Source organism: Paraburkholderia fungorum (assembly GCF_902833645.1).
Lineage (GTDB): Bacteria > Pseudomonadota > Gammaproteobacteria > Burkholderiales > Burkholderiaceae > Paraburkholderia > Paraburkholderia fungorum.
Genome location: NZ_CADFGE010000016.1, coordinates 113,450 through 132,198 on the forward strand (window position 1 = coordinate 113,450; position 18,749 = coordinate 132,198).

16 protein-coding genes are annotated in these 18,749 nt (G+C 62.7%); 4 read left to right on the top strand and 12 right to left on the bottom strand.

Translation table 11 applies throughout. The features are described 5' to 3' along the window. Positions 1-2 precede the first annotated feature (2 nt). The 4 genes from bcsA to bcsD form a co-directional block, all read right to left on the bottom strand. Complete coding sequence (gene bcsA / locus HWX91_RS35520; protein ID WP_028200609.1) at positions 3-2,207, bottom strand: UDP-forming cellulose synthase catalytic subunit; 2,205 nt, start codon at positions 2,205-2,207, stop codon at positions 3-5. Beyond that, positions 2,204-2,992 carry a cellulose biosynthesis protein BcsQ gene (gene bcsQ, locus HWX91_RS35525; protein ID WP_028200610.1) on the bottom strand — a complete coding sequence of 263 codons (789 nt, stop codon included), beginning with the start codon at positions 2,990-2,992 and terminating at the stop codon, positions 2,204-2,206. The genes bcsA and bcsQ overlap by 4 nt, the downstream gene beginning before the upstream one ends. Then, on the bottom strand, positions 2,989-4,014 hold the full coding sequence (gene bcsP, locus HWX91_RS35530; protein ID WP_028200611.1) for a cellulose biosynthesis protein BcsP: 1,026 nt from the start codon (positions 4,012-4,014) through the stop codon (positions 2,989-2,991). Before bcsP ends, bcsQ begins: the two co-directional genes overlap by 4 nt. Positions 4,015-4,251: 237 nt before the next feature. Continuing rightward, positions 4,252-4,707 carry a cellulose biosynthesis protein BcsD gene (gene bcsD / locus HWX91_RS35535; protein WP_028200612.1) on the bottom strand — a complete coding sequence of 152 codons (456 nt, stop codon included), beginning with the start codon at positions 4,705-4,707 and terminating at the stop codon, positions 4,252-4,254. A gap of 388 nt (positions 4,708-5,095) precedes the next feature. On the opposite strand from bcsD, the gene HWX91_RS35540 reads away from it, so the two are divergent. Then, positions 5,096-6,241: a GGDEF domain-containing protein gene (locus HWX91_RS35540; protein WP_028200613.1), complete on the top strand. Its 1,146-nt coding sequence runs from the start codon at positions 5,096-5,098 to the stop codon at positions 6,239-6,241. A 110-nt stretch (positions 6,242-6,351) separates the two neighbouring features. Next, the gene (locus HWX91_RS35545) at positions 6,352-8,685 is read left to right on the top strand and encodes a bifunctional diguanylate cyclase/phosphodiesterase (RefSeq protein ID WP_028200614.1); all 2,334 of its coding nucleotides are present in this window, start codon (positions 6,352-6,354) and stop codon (positions 8,683-8,685) included. 807 nt (positions 8,686-9,492) lie between these two features. Here HWX91_RS35545 and hpaI read toward each other — a convergent pair. The 7 genes from hpaI to HWX91_RS35580 form a co-directional block, all read right to left on the bottom strand. Further along, on the bottom strand, positions 9,493-10,296 hold the full coding sequence (gene hpaI, locus HWX91_RS35550) for a 4-hydroxy-2-oxoheptanedioate aldolase (protein ID WP_028200064.1): 804 nt from the start codon (positions 10,294-10,296) through the stop codon (positions 9,493-9,495). A gap of 9 nt (positions 10,297-10,305) precedes the next feature. Beyond that, complete coding sequence (gene hpaH, locus HWX91_RS35555) at positions 10,306-11,109, bottom strand: 2-oxo-hept-4-ene-1,7-dioate hydratase (protein ID WP_028200063.1); 804 nt, start codon at positions 11,107-11,109, stop codon at positions 10,306-10,308. Positions 11,110-11,157: 48 nt separating this feature from the next. Next, on the bottom strand, positions 11,158-11,565 hold the full coding sequence (locus HWX91_RS35560) for a 5-carboxymethyl-2-hydroxymuconate Delta-isomerase (protein WP_028200062.1): 408 nt from the start codon (positions 11,563-11,565) through the stop codon (positions 11,158-11,160). A 21-nt stretch (positions 11,566-11,586) separates the two neighbouring features. After that, positions 11,587-12,450 (bottom strand): 3,4-dihydroxyphenylacetate 2,3-dioxygenase, encoded by an 864-nt coding sequence (gene hpaD / locus HWX91_RS35565; protein ID WP_028200061.1) that lies wholly within the window; start codon positions 12,448-12,450, stop codon positions 11,587-11,589. A gap of 61 nt (positions 12,451-12,511) precedes the next feature. Further along, positions 12,512-13,969 (bottom strand): 5-carboxymethyl-2-hydroxymuconate semialdehyde dehydrogenase, encoded by a 1,458-nt coding sequence (gene hpaE / locus HWX91_RS35570; protein WP_028200060.1) that lies wholly within the window; start codon positions 13,967-13,969, stop codon positions 12,512-12,514. Between the two features lie 30 nt (positions 13,970-13,999). Further along, on the bottom strand, positions 14,000-14,758 hold the full coding sequence (locus HWX91_RS35575; RefSeq protein ID WP_028200059.1) for a fumarylacetoacetate hydrolase family protein: 759 nt from the start codon (positions 14,756-14,758) through the stop codon (positions 14,000-14,002). Continuing rightward, positions 14,755-15,528, bottom strand: coding sequence for a fumarylacetoacetate hydrolase family protein (locus HWX91_RS35580; protein WP_028200058.1), 774 nt, complete (start codon positions 15,526-15,528; stop codon positions 14,755-14,757). Before HWX91_RS35580 ends, HWX91_RS35575 begins: the two co-directional genes overlap by 4 nt. Before the next feature lie 179 nt (positions 15,529-15,707). On the opposite strand from HWX91_RS35580, the gene hpaR reads away from it, so the two are divergent. Next, the gene (hpaR, locus tag HWX91_RS35585; RefSeq protein WP_042277081.1) at positions 15,708-16,115 is read left to right on the top strand and encodes a homoprotocatechuate degradation operon regulator HpaR; all 408 of its coding nucleotides are present in this window, start codon (positions 15,708-15,710) and stop codon (positions 16,113-16,115) included. Between the two features lie 9 nt (positions 16,116-16,124). On the opposite strand, the gene HWX91_RS35590 is transcribed toward hpaR, so the two are convergent. Next, positions 16,125-17,264 carry a response regulator transcription factor gene (locus tag HWX91_RS35590; protein ID WP_028200056.1) on the bottom strand — a complete coding sequence of 380 codons (1,140 nt, stop codon included), beginning with the start codon at positions 17,262-17,264 and terminating at the stop codon, positions 16,125-16,127. A gap of 354 nt (positions 17,265-17,618) precedes the next feature. Here HWX91_RS35590 and HWX91_RS35595 point away from each other — a divergent pair, with 354 nt between their 5' ends. Beyond that, positions 17,619-18,680, top strand: coding sequence for a porin (locus HWX91_RS35595; protein WP_081833242.1), 1,062 nt, complete (start codon positions 17,619-17,621; stop codon positions 18,678-18,680). The last annotated feature ends 69 nt before the right edge of the window (positions 18,681-18,749 follow it).

The following is an 18,749-nucleotide window of genomic DNA, read 5'->3' on the forward strand; positions in this document are numbered from 1 at the left end:
GATCAGTCTTTGGTTTTTAGCTTCTTGACGTCCACCGGACGGCTTTTCATCGAGCTTCGAAGGTCGGCATAAAGATGCTCGAAAAGACCCACGATGCCGCGCGCGCCGACCGACAGCACGTGCGACAGACCGCGCAGCGGCGTGTCCTGCTGGCGCCCTTCGGCCCAGCCGGTCCACGCGTCGGCGCGCGCGAAGGTGGTCTTGACGAACTCGTACTCCTGCTCGCGCGTCAGCGTCGCGAAGCGCAGGCCCACCCGGCCCGGCTCGGTGAAGCCGACCGTGGCGGGGAAGGTGTATTCCTCGTCGCCGCGAAACAGCGACACGGTCACGCGCTCGTGGATCGGCACCTCGATTTTGCCGGGCAGCGCCACGCCGACACCGCCTTCCGAGTAGTCGATGGTTTCGCAGGCCAGCGTGCGGCCGGTCGAGAATTTCAGCATCACGGGCATTTGCATCGCCACCCGGTGCACCGCGCGAATCTGCCGCCGCTCGCTCGCCGCGGCCACGCTCGCGCCGAGAATCAGCATGTTGTAGGTGGTCCAGCCGAGGTTCAGGATGGTCGTGTTGACCACGCTGCGGATATGCCAGTTCAGATAGATATGGACGATGCCGACCACGAAGCCGATCAGGTTCAGCAACAGCAGGAACAGATACGGCCGCGAGATCGACCAGTCGAAGTAGTTCTTTTCGATCTGGCCGCCCTTGGCCGTCACGTTGAACTTGCCGAGCTTCGGGTTGATCAGCGCGAGCAGCGTGGGCGCGGTGATGTAGGAGGCCAGCACCGATTCGTACACCTCGGCCCAGAATGAATGGCGGAACGAGCGCTGCATCCGCGAGTTGGTGATGCTTGCGTGCATCATGTGCGGCAGCGCGTAGATCGCGATCGTGCTGGCGGCGGCTTCGATCACATGCGCGCCGAAGAACAGGTACGACAGCGGTGCGGTGAGGAACACGAGACGCGGGATGCCGTAGAAGAAGTGCATCATCGCGTTCAGATAACAGAGCCGCTGGCCGATTTTCAGACCCTTGCCGGTCAGCGGATTGTCGATCCGGAAAATCTGCGTCATGCCGCGCGCCCAGCGAATCCGCTGACCGATGTGGCCGGAGAGACTTTCGGTGGCGAGGCCTGCTGCCTGCGGAATCGCCAGATAGGCGGTGGTGTAGCCGAGGCGGTGCAGCTTCAACGCGGTGTGCGCGTCTTCGGTGACCGTTTCCACGGCGATGCCGCCGATCTCTTCGACCATGCTCCGGCGCAGCAGCGCGCACGAACCGCAGAAGAAGGTGGCGTTCCACAGATCGTTGCCGTCCTGCACGAGGCCGTAGAACAGTTCGCCTTCGTTCGGCACCTTGCGGAAGGTGCCGAGATTGCGTTCGAACGGATCGGCGGAGAAGAAGTGGTGCGGCGTTTGCAGCATCGACAGCAGCTTGTCGCGCAGGAACCAGCCGAGGCCGATCTGCAGGAACGAGCGGGTCGGAATGTGATCGCAGTCGAAGATCGCGAGGTATTCGCCTTGGGTGATCTTCAACGCTTCATTGATGTTGCCGGCCTTTGCATGGCGGTTGTGCGTGCGGATCGTCCAGTTGACGCCGACTTCTTCGCAGAACGCCTTGAACTCGGGACGGCGGCCGTCGTCGAGCACGTGGATCGAGATTTTCTCGGCCGGATAGTCGAGCGCGAGCGCGGCGTAGATGGTCGGTTTCACCACCGAGAGCGGCTCGTTGTAAGTCGGGATGAACACGTCGACGCTCGGCCACTGGTCGCGTGAAGCGGGCAGCGGCATCGGCGTGCGCTTGAGCGGCCACGCGGTCTGAAAGTAGCCGAGCAGCAGCACGATGGTCGAATAGACCTCGGCCGAGACCAGCAACAGACCCCACGCGGCGTCGAGCGGATGTTCCCAGTAAGTGGTCGACGTGAGCCGCCAGTACATATAGCGGCCCGAGGTGACCACCGAGAGCATGATCATCACCATCGTCGCGTAACGGCCCGGCATGCGGCGGAACCACAGCGCGGTGAGGAAGCAGCAGGTCGCGAAGGTCAGTTGCTCATAAAACGCGAGCGGCACCGTGAACACGAAATACAGCATCACCAGCGCGAACAGCGTGACCAGACCGGTCACGATGCGGCTGTTCCAGAACCGGGCGTCGGCGAAGCGTTCGAGCCGCGACGGCTCGGCGCCCTCGAGGCTGTGCGAAGAAGGCGTGCTCATGCGACTTTCCCCGGTGAGACGGCAATGGCATCGACCGCCGTCATGAGCCAGTTGCCGCACGAGCGGAAATCCGCGGCCGCCTGGCTGAGTGGATCGTAGTGAATCAGCGTGGTGTCGCACGCGAGCGCTTCGCTCACGCCTTCGTCCAGATGGATCACGCCCGGGAAGAGCTTGTCGCCGAGCATCTGGCGCAGGACCTTGAGGACGTCTTTGGTCAACTGGCGCGACTGGTCGATCTGGTTGACCACGTAGCCCACGCCGCCGAACTCGGGGCGCGGCGCCGCGTAGGTGTCGATCAGCCGTTCCATTAGCGGAATGGCCGCGTAGGAAGCCGCGTCGGCCAGCACCACGTTCAGCGCGAAGGTGGCCGCGCATAACGCATTGCGCACATACGCGGACGAACCTGGCGGCGTGTCGACGATGACGACGTCGGACGGGTCGAGCCGCAGCGCTTGCAGCGACTGGGCGAGCCAGCCCGGCTCCTGGTCGATATAGGCTTCGAAGCGGCGCCGGTCGTCTTCGATCAGCGCGCCGTAGGGCAGCACCGTCACGCCGTCTACGCCGTCGAACATCACCGTTTGCCACGGATCGCCGGTCAACGTGGCGCGCGACAAACCGTCGATGCTGTCGAGCGGCACGCCGAAATGCAGGCGCAGCGCGTTCTGCGGGTCGAGGTCGAGCGCGATCACGCGCCGGCCGCCGGCGGCCAGCACGGAGGCGAGATTGGCGGCGAGGGTGGTTTTGCCGACCCCGCCTTTGGCGGACACGACCGCAATGACTTTCATGAGCGACGAGGGCCGTTGACCAGCCACGAGTTGGAGGCGCCGGGCGTGGCCGCACGCGAGGTGCCGGCCGGCGCCGGCGCTGTTTGAGCGGGGGTGCCGCGCAGACGGTCGAAGACCGATTGCAGCGGTGCGGATTCGCCCGGATTGCCGGCGGCGGGTTGCCGCGGCGCGGCGGCGGCTTGAGTGGCGAACAGTTTGCCGAGGATCGACGCGGGTGGCGTGAGCGCCGCCGGCGCGGTCGGGTAGGTCGGAGCGTGCGCCTGAGCGGGTGTCTGCGCGGGCGCCTGTGCCCATGCTGAAGGTGCGGGTGCCCGCGCCCATGCGGGTGCGGGGGCGCGGGGCGCCGTCGGGTTGAGTGGCACGCTCGCCATCGTTTGTGTGACAGGTAGCGCCGGCGTGCGGAACTGGCCCAACGGCGCAATACTGGCAGGCGGCACGGCAGCGCGAGCCGGTGCAGCGGCAACCGGCGGTATTGATGTCGATGGCGGGGCGACGGCTGGCGCGGCTTGCCTCGCCAAGGGCGCCGCCGCGTCGGTCCGCGTCACGGCCGGGGCTACCGGTGCTGTCGGTGCTGTCGGCGCGGCCGGGGCAGTTTCCGCGCCGGATGAGACCGCGGTGCCGTCGTTCGTTTCGAGCGCGCCGAAACGCGATGCGCCGCTCGGCGCGGCAGATTTGGCGGCAACGACGACAGGCGGGATGTCCCGCCGATGTGATCGTGTAAACAGCGGCGCCTTCGCCCGCGTGACCGAGGCGGCGTCTTTCGGCACGTCATCCTGACGATCGGCAGCCGCTGCCGCTTCCTCGGCCGCCTTGCGGGCCGCTTCCTGTGCCAACGTCTCGCTATCCGCCTCGCGGCGTTGCCGGATCGCCGGGATCGTGGGCTGCGTCAGATCCAGCGTCACCAGCAATGGCCAACGCGTGCGCGCCGAACGCGCCTCGTTTTCACGGCCGATTTCCTGGTATGCGTTGGCGTCGCCCCCAAAATGATCGAACAGTTTCTCGATGTCGCTCGATGAACTCATAGTGCCGCCGTGTTTTTAATGAACTGCCTGACTTGCTTGACTTGCTTGACTTGCCTGACTTGCTTGACCTGCATGACCTGCCTTGAGCCAAACCAGCCACCTGCTCGCCGCGCCGGCAATGCTGGCGCCGCCACTTCACGCGCACCGGTCTGGCGCGTTCCTCTCCTGCCTGCTGCCTGAGACTCTCCGCCGGCTCATGCCCAATGGCTCGAACTCACGCTTTGCCCGGCGGGACCCTCAAGCCGGATGCCGGCCCAGCCGAAACTCGATCGCGGTGTCCGCGCCGAACTCGCTCGTTTGCACGACCGACAGACCTTGCGCGCCCAATGCGCTCAACCAGGTCTGATAAACGCCTTCGAGAAATGCCGGGGTCCATGCGAGCGCCGGATTGCCGAACGCCTGCAGCGGCGCACAGTAATGCACGATGCGCAAAGACTCGGCTTCGTCGGACAGTTCGACGTAGCCCCAATCCATGTCCTGCCAGAGCAGATTCAACGCATGAGCGAGTTCCGCCGTGGACCCGCAAGCGGGCAGTTGATGCGCCGCGGCAAACCGGCAGCCGACTCGGTACATCAGTTGGCGCAGTTCGTCGCGGCCGATCTGCGCTTCGAACTCTGTTGCCAAGGCGCTCAGCATGCCGCGCCATTGCGGCGAGATCTGACGTTCCAGCAGGTAATCGAGAATTGGGACCATATTTTCCGGGAAATGGCCGTTGCTTCAGCCGTGTATGAAAACGGGCGCCGACGGTTGAATGCAAATGAAAGTGTTAGGGAAAGCCGCGCGTTGCACGCGTCCGATGTTATTTTTACCGAACTGTCCAGTCTGTCCGCCACACTTCGCAGGAGTCTACTTAAGACATTAACTTTTAGCCACTTTACATTCGTCTGAGATATACACGCAAACGATTGGCTTAACTTTCTCGCAACCACGTAATACTTACGTCATTTTTGCGGTCTCAACTTTCATCCGGGCCGGTAAGCTTACGAATTTGCGCGGCGCTATTGCGCATGCAACGGGAAGTCCTGCAGACGGCAGGAATGCAGCGTGTCATGACGATGCCGTCTGTGATTCAAGACAATAAATGTTCAATCCACTCACTATTCTGGTTGTCACGGTGCTGTCGAGCGCCATGGCGATGGCCGTGCTCGGTTCACTATGGCGCGCGGCGATACCCGGCGTCGGCTACTGGATCTCGGCCAATGCGGTCGCGATCGCGGCGCTTCTTGCCTTTGCGCTGCAAGGCCACGGCCCGCGCTGGCTGACTATCGTGGCGGCCAACGAACTGCTGGCTATCTCGCTGCTGCTGCTGGTGGAGGGCTGCTACCGCTTTCTGGGGCGACCCACGCGGCCATGGGCGGCCTACGTCGGCGTGCTCGGCGTGTTGATCGGCATAACTTACTGGACTTTTGTCACGCCCGATTTCAGCGCCCGCGTGACCGTGGTGTCGGTGTATCACGGGGGCCTCTACGCGATGCTCGCCGTCATCATGCTGCGCTACCGTCCGTCGAACCGGCCGCGCTATTGCTATTACTTCCTCGCGGTAGCGTCGGTGCTCTTATGCGCGGGGCATCTCTCGCGTGGTGTCATGTACAGCTTCGGCGTGCTGCTGCAGACCAGCTTGCTGCAGGTGACGCCTGGCAATGTCGTGTTTCTCGCCATCGGTATCCTCGCGCCGCCGTGTCTTTCGATCGGGGTCATGATGCTGGCGCACGATCGTCTCGCCGAGCGGCTCGAGCGGCTTGCCAATGTGGACGATCTGACTGGCGCGCTGTCGCGCCGCGCCTTTCTCGCGATCGGCGAGGCGCTGCTGGGGACGACGCAGCGCACCGGCTCGCCGGTGGCGATGGCCATTATCGACATCGATTCGTTTAAAGCGGTCAACGATCGCTATGGCCACGCTGCCGGCGACCAGGTGTTGGGCCATTTCGCCGCGTTCGTCAGCGCCAACCTGCGGGGCGGCGATGTGTTCGGGCGACTGGGCGGGGAAGAGTTTGGCGTGTTGTGTCCGGCAACCACCAGCGCCGAGGCGGTGCGTTTAATGGATCGTGTGCGGGCGCGGCTCGCGTCGGCTGGGGCGGGGGAGTTGCCGCGTGGACTGGAATATACCTTCAGTGTCGGCGTGGATCAGCACCGGCCCGGCGAATCGCTTGCCCAGTTGATGGCGCGTGCCGACGGCGCGTTGTATGCCGCCAAGGCCTCGGGACGCAACCGCGTGATGGCCGCATAGCCCTTACGGGGCGGGGCGCAATTCTATTTGCGGACAGGGCATAAATATTTGTCAGACGGTTGCCGTTATACATGGGCCAAGTGACCGGAGCCAGCCTGATAACTATCAATATGCTTTCCACTTCAACGAAGCAACTGTCCGATTCCGGTTTGCGCGATCGGTTTCATCGACGGTCCCTGGAGCATCAGCGTCCGCTTTCGACCGTGACGATGGCGTTTACCGTGATCGCCTTCCTGTGTCTCGTCGCGGCGCGCAACATGGTTGCCGGGCCGGCGACGCCGCTTCCCTACCGGCTTGCCTGCGCGCTGGTGCTGGCGCTGCTGGTGATGGCGATTCCACGGGCGGGCTCGACGTGGATGTTCGGCGCAATCGGCGTCGCGTACTCGCTGGTGCTGGTGGCCGGTCTTGCGCTGAATGTTTCGGGCGTCGAGCATCCGTTGCTGTGGATTCTGCCGGCCATGGTGGTGATCCCGATCTGCGCGGCGCCCCTATGGCTTACACCGCTGCATTTTTTCATCGGCAGCGCGCTTTTCTATGGGGCGGCATTTGCGTTGCTGTTTGGCGGGCCGCGCACGCATGACGTCGACGTTATCGTGTGGATGTGGATCGTAGCGATCGGCGCCCCCACTTCCATTGTGTTTCACTTCGGCTTTTATCGCTTCCGGCGCAATCACTTTCTGCTGGAGAGCCAACTGGCGCAGCTTGCTGCCACCGATCCGCTGACCGGGCTGCAAAACCGCCGCGCGTTCGTCAAGCAGGCCGAGCGCCGCCTTGAAACCATGACGGGGGATGCACGGGTCAGTGCGATTTTTCTCGACATCGACAATTTCAAATCGCTGAACGACCGCTTCGGCCATGCGGTCGGCGACCATGCACTGTACCAGGTTGCCCAGGTGCTGATGGAGGAGACTTCCGCGGACGACAGCGTGAGCCGGATCGGCGGCGAGGAGTTTGCCGTGCTGCTGCGTGACGGACTGGCCGGCGCCCTGGCGCTGGCCGAGCGCCTGCGCGGCGCGATTGCCGCCATCGAGCGGCCGGACGGTTTTATGACCGCGAGCTTCGGCGTGGCCGAGCACCGGGGCGGCGAAAGCATCATGGTGCTGCTCGACCGCGCCGATGAAGCTTTGCTGCGCGCCAAGCATTCGGGCAGAAACCGCGTGTGCGCCGAACGCGCACTACCGTTCGAGGCGCTGCAAATGCTTTCCGATGCCGCACACGGGGAGGGCGGGGCGACCGCGCTGCGGCATCGCTGGGACGACTATTATCTGACCTCGCACTTCCAGCCGCTCTACAGTTTGTCGCATCAGAAGCAGGTGGGGTTCGAGGCTTTGCTGCGCGGCGAGCAGGATGACGGCACGCTGGTGCCGCCCGTTGTTCTGTTCGCGCCGAAGCCGTCCAGCGACGAAGGCGAACTCGATCGCGCGAGTCATGCCGTGCATCTGGCCAATGCGCGCAAGGTGCTGCCCGGCGACGCGTGGCTGTTCCTCAATATTTTGCCGGCCACGTTTATTGCCGACGGCTATGCCGACCAGCTCGCCCTGATTGTGCGAGCGGTGGGGTTCGAGCCGGAGCGGGTGATTCTGGAGATTCTCGAATCGCATGGCGGGAGTGTCGACGACATGTCGCGCGCGGCGGCTTTATATCGTGAGCATGGTTTCCTGATTGCCGTCGACGATTTCGGCGCGGGTCAATCGAACCTTGACCGCCTGTTGCGGATTCGGCCGGATATTGTGAAGCTTGACGGCGAGTTGATTCGCGCGACCAGCCACGGCTCCGAGCAGCCGATTTTGCCGAAGCTGGTTTCGCTGTTGCATCAGGCGGGGATGCTGGTTGTGGTGGAGGGTGTGGAGACCACGGAGGAGTTGATCCTGGCGGTCGAGTCGAATGTGGATTTCGCGCAGGGGTATCTGCTTGGCCGGCCGGCGGCGGAGCTTGCGCCGCCGGAGTCGGTGCATCGGCGGATTGATGATGCGTTCGACGTGATTGCCCAGGGGCGGGCGCATCAGTATGCGTTGTTCGAGTCGGAGGTCGAACCTTATCGGGGTGCGTTGAAGCTGGCTGCCGATGCTTTGCTGCTGGGTGTTCCGATGGAGGAGGCGTTTGCTTCGCTGGCGACGTTCGAGCGCTGTATCAGCGGGTTTATTCTCGACGATTCCGGACGGCAGATCGGGAATGAGGTGCGGGGGCCGGCATGGAGTAGCGATGGCGCTTCGTTGCATCCTGTGGCGAATCCGCAGGATGCCAGATGGGATCATCGGCCGTATTTTCGTAATGCGGTTTTGCTGCCAGGGGTGGCTGTGGCTAGTAATCCTTATCTTTCTTTGGCCAGCGGGCGGCCTTGTGTTGCGGTTACTTTGGCTGTGCAGTTTGCTGGGGGAAGGTGTGTTGTGGGGGTGGAGCTGGATTGGTCGGTGGTGGGGTTGCCGTGGCCGGCGGGGGATTGAGGTTGCGCGGGGCGCTTTTTTGTTAATCTGGATTTTTTGGCATTGCCGTCTTGCGCTCTTGGTCTTTTTGTCTTTTGGCCTTTCCTTGCTTTGTTAGTGGTCTATTAGCGTTGCCCCTGTGCGGGGCGGCACCTACTTTTCTTTGCCTGCCGCAAAGAAAAGTAGGCAAAAGAAAGCGGCTCACACCGCCAGCTCATAAGCGGGTCCCCCGCACAGCCACGGTAGTGGTGCATCTGGAATCTGTCGCCTCGCACATTCGGCTTTAGTGACAAGGCCGTCATACCTCCGGCGGCGCTACGCGCGCCGATACCCCGTTCACAAAACCGGTGGTCGTGTTTCGCGGTCAGCCGAACTTGACGCGGCGGCGCTATCAAAACCTACGACATTTGTGCATTCGGCACCTCGCGGAGGCGAAGCCGAAGGCTCTCGCTGCGCGAAGCCCCCCGGTTTCCCTGGCAGACCCGTCCGCGACGCACGCAGTGCGGAGTGGGAACTGATGAGTCCTTTGTCAACGGCGCGGAGTGTGCGAGGCGACAGATTCCAGATGCACCACTACCGCTACTGTGCGGGGGACCCGCTTAAAAATTAGCGGTGTGAGCCGCTTTCTTTTGCCTACTTTTCTTTGCGGCCGGCAAAGAAAAGTAGGTGCCGCCCCGCACAGGGGCAACGCTAATAGACCGATAAGAAATCAAGGAAAGGCCAAAAGACCAAAAGACAAAATGACCAAAAGACCAGAAGGGCAACGCCAAAAAGCCAGCTCAACAAACCCGCCGAGCAGGCAAAAACCTCTCCCCGCTGCGAAGCAGCCTAATACCCTCCTTTAACACCCGCAACCACCCCAGCGGTATTCTTATACAAGGCGGCCAGATCAGCCGCCGCCCGACTTAACAAACCCGTATCCGTCCCCACCGCAACAAAACTCGCGCCCGCCGCGAGATACTCACCGGCAATCCCAGCATCAGGCGCCAGCACCCCCGCCGCCTTGCCTGCATCCCGAACCTTCCCGATACCGCTGCAAATCGCCTCGCGCACGCGTGCATCCCCTGGCTTACCCAGCAACCCCATCGAAGCACTCAAGTCCGCCGGACCGAAAAACACACCGTCAACACCATCCACCGCCGCAATCGCGGAAAGATTGTCCAGCCCCTGCACGGTCTCCACCTGCACCAGCACACACAACTCATCCGCCGCGGTGTTCAGATAGTCCGGGATCCGGTTCCACCGCGAGGCCCGCGCCAACGCACTCCCCACGCCACGGATACCCTGTGGCGGATAGCGCGTCGCCGCAACAGCATCCGCGGCTTGCTCAGCCGTATCGATCATCGGCAGCAACAACGTCTGCGCGCCAATATCGAGCAACTGCTTGATCAACGCACTATCGCTTCGCACCGGCCGCACCACCGGATGCGATGCGTAAGCGGCTACCGCCTGCAATTGCGCCAGCGTGCTGCGGACGTCGTTCGGGGCGTGCTCGTTGTCGATCAACAACCAGTCGAAACCGGCAGTGGCCAGCAACTCGGTCACGTACGCGTCGGCCAGGGCCGCCCATAAACCGAATTGCGGCTTGCCCTCGGCCAACGCGCGCTTGAATGTGTTTTGCGGTAGAGACATGTCGCCCACTCAAATGAAATTCAAACCGATACCACCCAGCGGACCATAGTCGACATGGAACGTGTCGCCCGCTCGCGCGGGGATCGGGCTCGTGAACGAGCCGCTCAGAATCACGTCGTTCGCATTCAGCACTTCATCGTAAGGCGCGATCTTGTTCGCGAGCCATGCGACGCCCGTGGCAGGGTGATTCAGCACGGCCGCAGCGAGTCCGCTTTCTTCCACCGCGCCGTTCTTGTAGAGCAAGGCGCCTACCCAGCGAAGGTCGACGTCCAGCGGGCGCACCGGCCGCCCGCCCAGGACAATGCCGGCATTCGCCGCGAAATCGGAAATGGTGTCGTAGACCTTGCGCGGCGCCTTCGTCTCGCGGTCGAACTGTTCGATGCGCGCGTCGATGATTTCCACCGCGGGTGTCACGTAGGCGGTGGCGTCCAGCACGTCGAATAGCGTGACGCCTGGGCCCTTCAAGGGTTTGCTCAGCACGAAGGCCAGTTCGACTTCCACGCGCGGGGAAATGAAGCGGTCGGCGCGGATGTCCTGGCCGGCTTCAATGAACATGCTGTCGAGCAGCGGCGCGTAATCGGGTTCGTCGATCTGTGACGAACGCTGCATCGCGCGTGAGGTCAGGCCGATCTTGCGGCCCTTGATCACGTGCCCCGCAGCGAGTTTGAGTTTCACCCATTCGCGTTGAATCGCATAACCGTCCTGGACGGTCATCTCGGGATACTGGGCGGAGAAGTGACGCAGTTGGGTGCGGGTCTTCTCGGCGTTGTCGAGTTGCAATGCAAGCTCGCGGATAGTCTGTTCGTCTAGCATGATGGATTCTCTATATGCGGCGGCCGGCCCCGGAATCAGGTCGGCGTCCTAGCCTTGAGCAGCCTTAAGCCGCGCGTGCAAATTGTTGTGCTTCCACGTGCCGGATTCGCTGAATTCATTGATCTCCAACGACAACGCGAGGCCGTGTTTTTCAAACTCCGTGGCGAAGTGCTGTTTGATTACCTCAAACAATGCATCGCCTGTGGCTTTCTTCGCGGCGTCCGAGCGGCCCGCGCCGATCTTCAGGTCCGCGTGCAGGAAGGCGGCGTCCGCCCGGCCGTCGGCAATGCTGTATTGCGCGCAGCGCAAAGCGCGCACGCGGATGCCGCCGAGCGGATAAACGCGTTGTTCGTTCTCACGCTGCGCATCGAGGCATTGCGCAAGCGATCTGCAAAGCCGCCCGATGCTGTCTTCATCAGCAAGATTGGCGCTGTATTCGAGTGTCAAATGCGGCACGGCAAGCTCCTTTCTCGTGGCTTAAGCGGGCAGCGGCGTGACGGGAAAGATCGCATTGATCTGGCCCGTGCCCGAACTGCCGAAATACGGCGTGACGACTTCCACCTTGCCCTCGTAACGATCCCAGCCGAGTGCGCCGAGCAGCATTGCGGTGTCGTGCATGCCGCCTTCGCCCCAGCATTTTTCGTTATAGAGCGGCAGCATCTCGCAGAAGGTCTTCCAGTCGCCGGCTTCCCACAACTCGACCACCTTGCGGTCCATCTGCTCGAGAAACGGGCTCCACACCTTGTGCATGAACTGTTCGGCGGTACCGTTGTTGGCGAAGTGGTGGCTCAACGAGCCGCTTGCCAGAATCGCCACGGTGCCGTCGTAACGCTCCTCGATCGCCTTGCGCACGGCAAGACCAAAGCGCGCGCTGGTTTCGAGTTCATGCCACATGCACCAGCCGGATACCGAGACGGTCTTGAAGTGCTGGTCGCTATTCATATAGCGCATCGGCACCAGCGTGCCGTATTCGAGTTCGAGCGTGGTCTCGCTGTGCGCGCGGCTCTTTACGCCCATTTCATTGGCGACTTCCGCAATCAGATTGCCGAGCCCGACATTGCCGGGATACGCGTACGGCATGTTCTTGATGAAGTGCGGCAGTTCGTTACTCGTATAGACACCCTCGAACTTCGGCGCGCAATTGATGTGGTATTCGCTGTTCACGAGCCAATGCACGTCGAAGACGACGATCGTATCCACACCCAGTTCGCGGCAACGCCGGCCGATTTCATGATGGCCGTCGATCGCGGGCTGCCGGCAACCCTTATGAGGGCCGTCAAGTTCGGACAGATATAACGACGGGACGTGAGTGATCTTTGCTGCCAACGCGAGTTTGCCCATCGCGATCTCCTGTTCAGTGTGGCGCGAGACCCGCTGGCCTCGCGCGCCATGGCGACGCGGGTCAGGCGCCCCAGTGCGGAATATGATGCGAGCCGAGCGATACGCACACGTTCTTCGGTTCGAGGAACACTTCGTAGCTCCATGTGCCGCCTTCACGGCCCACGCCCGATGCCTTGGTGCCGCCGAACGGCTGGCGCAGATCGCGCACGTTCTGGCTGTTGACGAAACACATGCCGGCCTGGACCGCCGCGGCAACCCGCAACGCGCGCCCGGTGCTCTCGGTCCAGATGTAGCTCGACAGGCCGTAGGAGATATCGTTGGCGAGTCTGATCGCGTCAGCTTCGTCGTCGAACGGAATCAGGCACGCGACCGGGCCGAAGATCTCTTCCTGCGCGATCCGCATGCGGTTGTCGACGTCGACGAACACCGTTGGCTGAACGAAGTTGCCTTTGCTCATGGCTTGCGGCAAGTCGGGTGCGTCGAGGCCGCCGCAGGCGAGGGTGGCGCCTTCTTTCGGACCGAGTTCGATATAGCTGCGCACCTTGGCCAGGTGTCCCTGGCTGATCATCGGGCCGACGATCGTGCTGTCCGCCAACGGATCGCCCACCGTCAGACGTTTTGCGCGTTCCACGAAACGTTCGGCAAAGCGCGCGTAGATCGAGCGTTGCACCAGAATGCGCGAACCCGCCGTGCAGCGCTCGCCGTTGTTCGAGAAGATCATGAACACGGCAGCGTCGAGCGCGCGTTCGAAATCGGCGTCGTCGAAAATCACGAACGGCGACTTGCCGCCGAGTTCCATCGAAAACTTCTTCAGGCCTGCCGTTTGCACGATACGGTTGCCGGTTGCCGTCGAACCGGTGAACGACACCGCATGCACGTCCGGGTGCGCCACCAGCGGTTCGCCGGTTTCCTTGCCGAAGCCGTGCACGACGTTCAGCACGCCGGCGGGAATCCCGGCTTCGAGCGCGAGATTGCCGAGCATCGAAGCGGTCAGCGGCGACAGTTCGCTCATCTTCAATACCGCAGTATTGCCGAACGCAAGGCAGGGCGCGACTTTCCACGTTGCCGTCATGAACGGCACGTTCCACGGCGAGATCAGCGCGCACACGCCGACCGGGTGGAACAGCGTGTAGTTCAAATGCGTATCGGTGGGATACGTATGGCCGTCGACGCGCGTGCACATCTCCGCGAAATAGGTGAAGTTGTCGGCAGCGCGCGGCACGAGTTGCTTGCGCGTCTGCGAGATCGTCTGGCCGGTGTCCTTCGTCTCGGTCTCCGAGATTTCCGGCACGTTCTTCGCGATCAACTCGCCGAGCTTGCGAATGGCTTTTGCGCGCTCCGTCGCCGGCTTGCCGGCCCATGCCGGGAACGCTTCTTTAGCCGCGCGCACGGCGGCGTCGACTTCTTGCGCACCGCCGCTGGCGACTTCGGCGAGCACCTCTTGCGTCGCGGGATTGACTGTCTCGAAGTAGTCTTTTGCGGCGCTCGATTTGCCGTTGATCAGATGTTCGATTCGCATTGCCTTGTCCTTTCTCTTTTACTGTCCCGATCAGGCGCGGCCGAAGTCCGCATCCGATGCAATCGTATTGACGAGACGGCCAAGGCCGTCGATTTCACAGACCACTTCGTCGCCCGCATTGACGTTGACGATGCCTTCCGGCGTGCCGGTCAGGATCACGTCGCCAGGTGCGAGCGTCATGAAGCTGCTCAGGTACTCGATCAGCGCCGGGATATCGGTGACGAGATCGCGCGTGTTGCCGTGTTGCTGCCGCGTGCCGTTCACGAAGGTGCGCAGTTCGAGTTGCGTGACGTCTTCGACATCGGCGGCATCGACGAACCAGGGGCCGAGCACCGTGCCGCCGTCGCGATTTTTCACGCGCAGGTTGGGGCGGTAATAGTTTTCCAGGTAGTCGCGGATCGCGTAGTCGTTGGCGATCATGTAGCCGGCCACATGTTGCATGGCGTTTTCGCGCGTGACGTTCTGCGCGGTTTGGCCAATCACGACAGCCAGCTCGCACTCGTAGTGCATGAAGGTGACGTCGGCGGGGCGGCGCGTGAAGCCGCGGTGACCGATCACGGTGCCGGGGCCCTTGAGAAAGACCAGCGGCTCTTCCTGTTTGTTGAACTGCAATTCCTTCGCATGTTCGGCGTAGTTCAGTCCTAGCGCGAAGATCGTGCCGATTTCGATCGGTGCGAGCCACACCACTTCATCCTCACGACGCACGCGGCCGTCGGCGAGACGTACGCCGTGAGCGTCCGGATAGGCTTCGTGAATCGCGCCTGCATAGGCAACGCGGCCGCGCATCATGGTTGTTCTCCAGCTTGTTCTTTTGCACCGACAAACGACACCTCGAGCGGCGGCAGTCCGCCAATCGACAGCGTGGCCGTGTCGCCGATATGCGCGACCGGCGAACCATGAGGCACGCCCAGCGTAATGACGTCGCCGGCATTCAGTGTCATGAAATCGGTCACATCCGCAATCAGTTGCGCGACGTTGCGTACCGACGATGCGGTGCTGGCAGTAAAGACTTCCTGTCCGGCAAGCGCGACCTTGATGCCCAGATCGTCAGGTGCCGCGACATGACGTGCCGCAACCACGGCCGGTCCGATCACGCAGAAGCCGTCGCGTGCGCGGAACCGCACCGAGGGGCGGTACACGCTCGCGTGCGGCACGCTCAGGTCGGCGACCAGCGTGTAGCCCGCGATGTAGTCGAACGCCTCGCCCGCGCCGACGCGGCTTGCCGTGCGGCCGATCACGATGCCCAGCGAAGCGCCGACTTCCACGCCCAACGCATTGTCGGGGACGACGACACGGGCGCGATGACCGGCGAACGTATTGCGCGGCTTCAGATAGAGAACAGGCGCCTTCGGCGGCGCTTTGTAAGGCGCGGCGTGTACCGCGTCGCCCAATGCCTGCAGCGCGGCGCGGTCGTTCAGCAAGGTTCCATACACGGCGCCGGAAACGGGGGCGCGGCAGGCCACGCCGCGCGCGAGCAGCGCGGCAGCGGTTTGCGCGTCCACGTCGCGAGGCAACGCGTCGCCCTCGGGATGCAGCAGGTGATCGGCAAGTGCAAACATAAATCAGTTGTCTCTCGGAGAAAACACTAACATGTTAGTAGTATTGCGCTTGATATCATCCACGGTCAATAGCCTGTCGGCTGATTGCGGGTTTTCCCTTAAGCTTCGACGGCTGCTTTTAACTATCTTCCGCCATGTCCGCTTCTGCTTCGATTCGAGTTTTGCATCGCAACCTGCCGATGCTGTTGCTGCGCGCCAGAGAAAAAATGATGGAGCGGTTCCGCCCGCTGATTACCGCTCACGGGCTGACCGAACAGCAGTGGCGCGTGATTCGCGCGCTCAATGAGCACGGCCCGATGGAGCCGCGCCACATTTCCGACATCTGCACGATTTCGAGCCCGAGCATGGCGGGCGTGCTCGCGCGCATGGAAAGCATGGAACTGGTGACGAAGGAACGTTTCGCGGAAGACCAGCGCCGCGTGCTGGTGTCGCTCACCGATACGAGCGTGGAACTGGTGCGCGTGATCTCGAAGGATCTCGAGGCGCACTATCGCGAACTGGAGCGCAAGGTAGGGCCGGAGATCGTCGAGCGTGTGTATCGCGCGGTCGACGATCTGCTTGCGGGCCTCGAAGAAGAGGACGAGTAAAGCGGCAGGTCAATCGCCCTGGCCGGGCGCCGGGGTATTTGCCGCGGCGTTCTCCCTGAGGCCGAGCAGCCACGGAATCTGGCTTTTGTCGTGCATGCCGAGCTTCTTGTACGCGCAGCGCAGATAGTGGCGCACGGTGGTGGGCGAAATCGCCATGCGCTGCGCGACTTCCTTATGTGAGAGCCCGTCGCCGTACAGCTTGATCGCATTCAGTTCGCGCGGACTCAAACGGTCGAGCGGCGAGCGTTGGCGCGCTTCCAGCTGAAACAGACCGACTACCGGCGAACAGCTTACCGTCACCGATTCGCCGACATACGGCTGGCCCGTATCCGCATGCAGATGCGCGATCAGCGGCGCGGGCAGATGCTGGTTCTGATAGCCCGGCCACTCGCTGCGCAGAATAGTCTCGAACGCTTTATCCGCCTGGTGCACCGCACCAAAACCGTCGCAGATCGCACGCGCCGGCGTTGAGACGCTCCCGCCACGCTCGCGCGTCAATTGAAACGAACGGTTGATCGTGAGTGCCGCGCTCAGATGCGGAATCACATCCTCCAGCGTTTGCGCATCCGCCGCGGAAAACGGTTTGTCGAGCGCGCGGCGATATACCGAGAAGAACGTCGCGAGCCCGAAGCGATGATCGAGCGCCGACACCACCATCAACTGCGCGAGCCCGTACTTGATCGCCCAGTTGCGAAAGCGCTGATCGATGCCGGGCGCCACGATCGACACGGCCAGCGCGCGGCCGTAACTGTTCATCGAGCCGAGCGCGAGCGGATCGCAGTCCCGCACGCGCTGCCAGTCGGTAAAGAATTCGCCCGGCAGGCCATAGACGAAGCTGTTGTGCATCACCGGACCATTGGCTGTGTGCGTAGTCACGCCGGTCCAGCCGGCGTCGAATGGTAAATGCTGCGAGAGCAGACGAAAGAAGCCATGCTCGAATTCGCCGATGCCGGCGCGGTTGGCGAGCGCATACAGGTCGAGCAGGAAAAGGCTCAGGCCGCGCGTCGCGGTGCCATTGCCGGAAAGCGTGCCTTCGAAATCGGCGCTGCGCTGTTCGAGCGGCGCGCCCGCGTAATCGTCGAGCGCAATGGCAGCGGGCATTTCACCCCACTGATCGAGAACCCGCCTGGTGTCCGCGGTGACTGTCACGCTGTTTCCTTCGGCTGTCGATAAGGCGCGTCTGGCCGCGCGCGCGGCATGCCGATCGATTATACGTGGCACTTTTTTGAAAAACGCTGCGGCCAAAATGGCCTTACACCCCCTCATTTGAACGGCCCCGGGCCGCGGATGCCGCGCCGCGTCGGCACGCCGGGCCGTTCAACTTCGCGGCGCATGCCAATCGCAGCAAGGCCGCGCGCAATCGCGTGCGGGTTTTCCTTACCGTTCATCTGGACGTCTAGTCAGCGCAATTGCCGCTACGGACACTGCCGTTGCACTGGATCGGAGATGCAACCCGCAGTGACGGACACATTACAAAAACATTGGACGGTTTGGAGCTTCTCGATGAAACGAAACGAATCACGGCAGCGTGGAGGTCGACGAAAGACGCTGGCGGTATTGAGCGCGGCGGCCGGCTTGTGCGCCACGGCCGCCCACGCGCAATCGAGTGTCACGCTGTACGGTTTGATCGATGCCGGCATTCAGTACCGCACGAACGCGGACGGCCAGCACAGCGCGGTCAACTTGCAGAACTACGGGGTGTTGCCCTCGCAGATCGGTTTGACGGGTAAGGAAGATCTGGGTGGCGGACTGCAGGCAATCTTTCGCCTCGAGCAGGGTATCAACGTGAACGACGGCACGGCTACGGTGCCGGGCTATGCATTTTTTCGCGGTGCTTACGTCGGCTTAACCGGCAAGTTCGGCACCGTCACGCTGGGGCGGCAATTCAGCGTGCTGTTCGATCGCACCGTTTTCTACGACCCGCTGCTGTACGCGGCGTATAGCGGGCAGGGCGAACTGGTGCCGCTATCGGCCAACTTCATCGACAACTCGGTGAAGTTCAAGAGCGCCGATTACGGCGGTTTCAGCGCCGAGGCGCTGGCTGCGACCGGCGGTGTGGCCGGCAATTCGCGCTCGGGCCGCGTGCTGGAAATCGGCGCGCAGTACGGCGGCAATGGCTACGGCATCAGCGCCGCGCTGCATCGGGCGCAAGGCACGGCGTCCGCGGATGGCGATACCTCGGGACTGCAGCAGACCATCGGCACGCTGGCCGCGCATTGGGACATCGCGACGCTCTCGCTGTATGGCGGCGCGGAACGGCAAACCGGCACGCTCGCGCCGTCGAAAACGGTGGCATGGGGCGGGGCGCGTTATCAGGTCAACAATTTCGTCGGCCTTGCGGGCGGCGTCTATCAGACCTGGTCGAACACGCCGAGTGTCGGTCATCCGACGCTGTTCATCGCGAGCGGTACCTATGCATTGTCAAAGCGCACGGTGGCGTATGTGAATCTCGGCTACTCGCGCAACAGCAGTCAAAGCTCGCAACCCGTCTATGAATATGACGCCACGCCGCTCAATGGCGCCTCGCAGTTCGGCGCGATGCTCGGCATGTACCACACGTTCTGAGTGTGCGTCGCGCCGGCGTGGCGCTTCGGTGTCGACAACGCCGGCCTGGTTTCGCTTTTTCCTGGACCG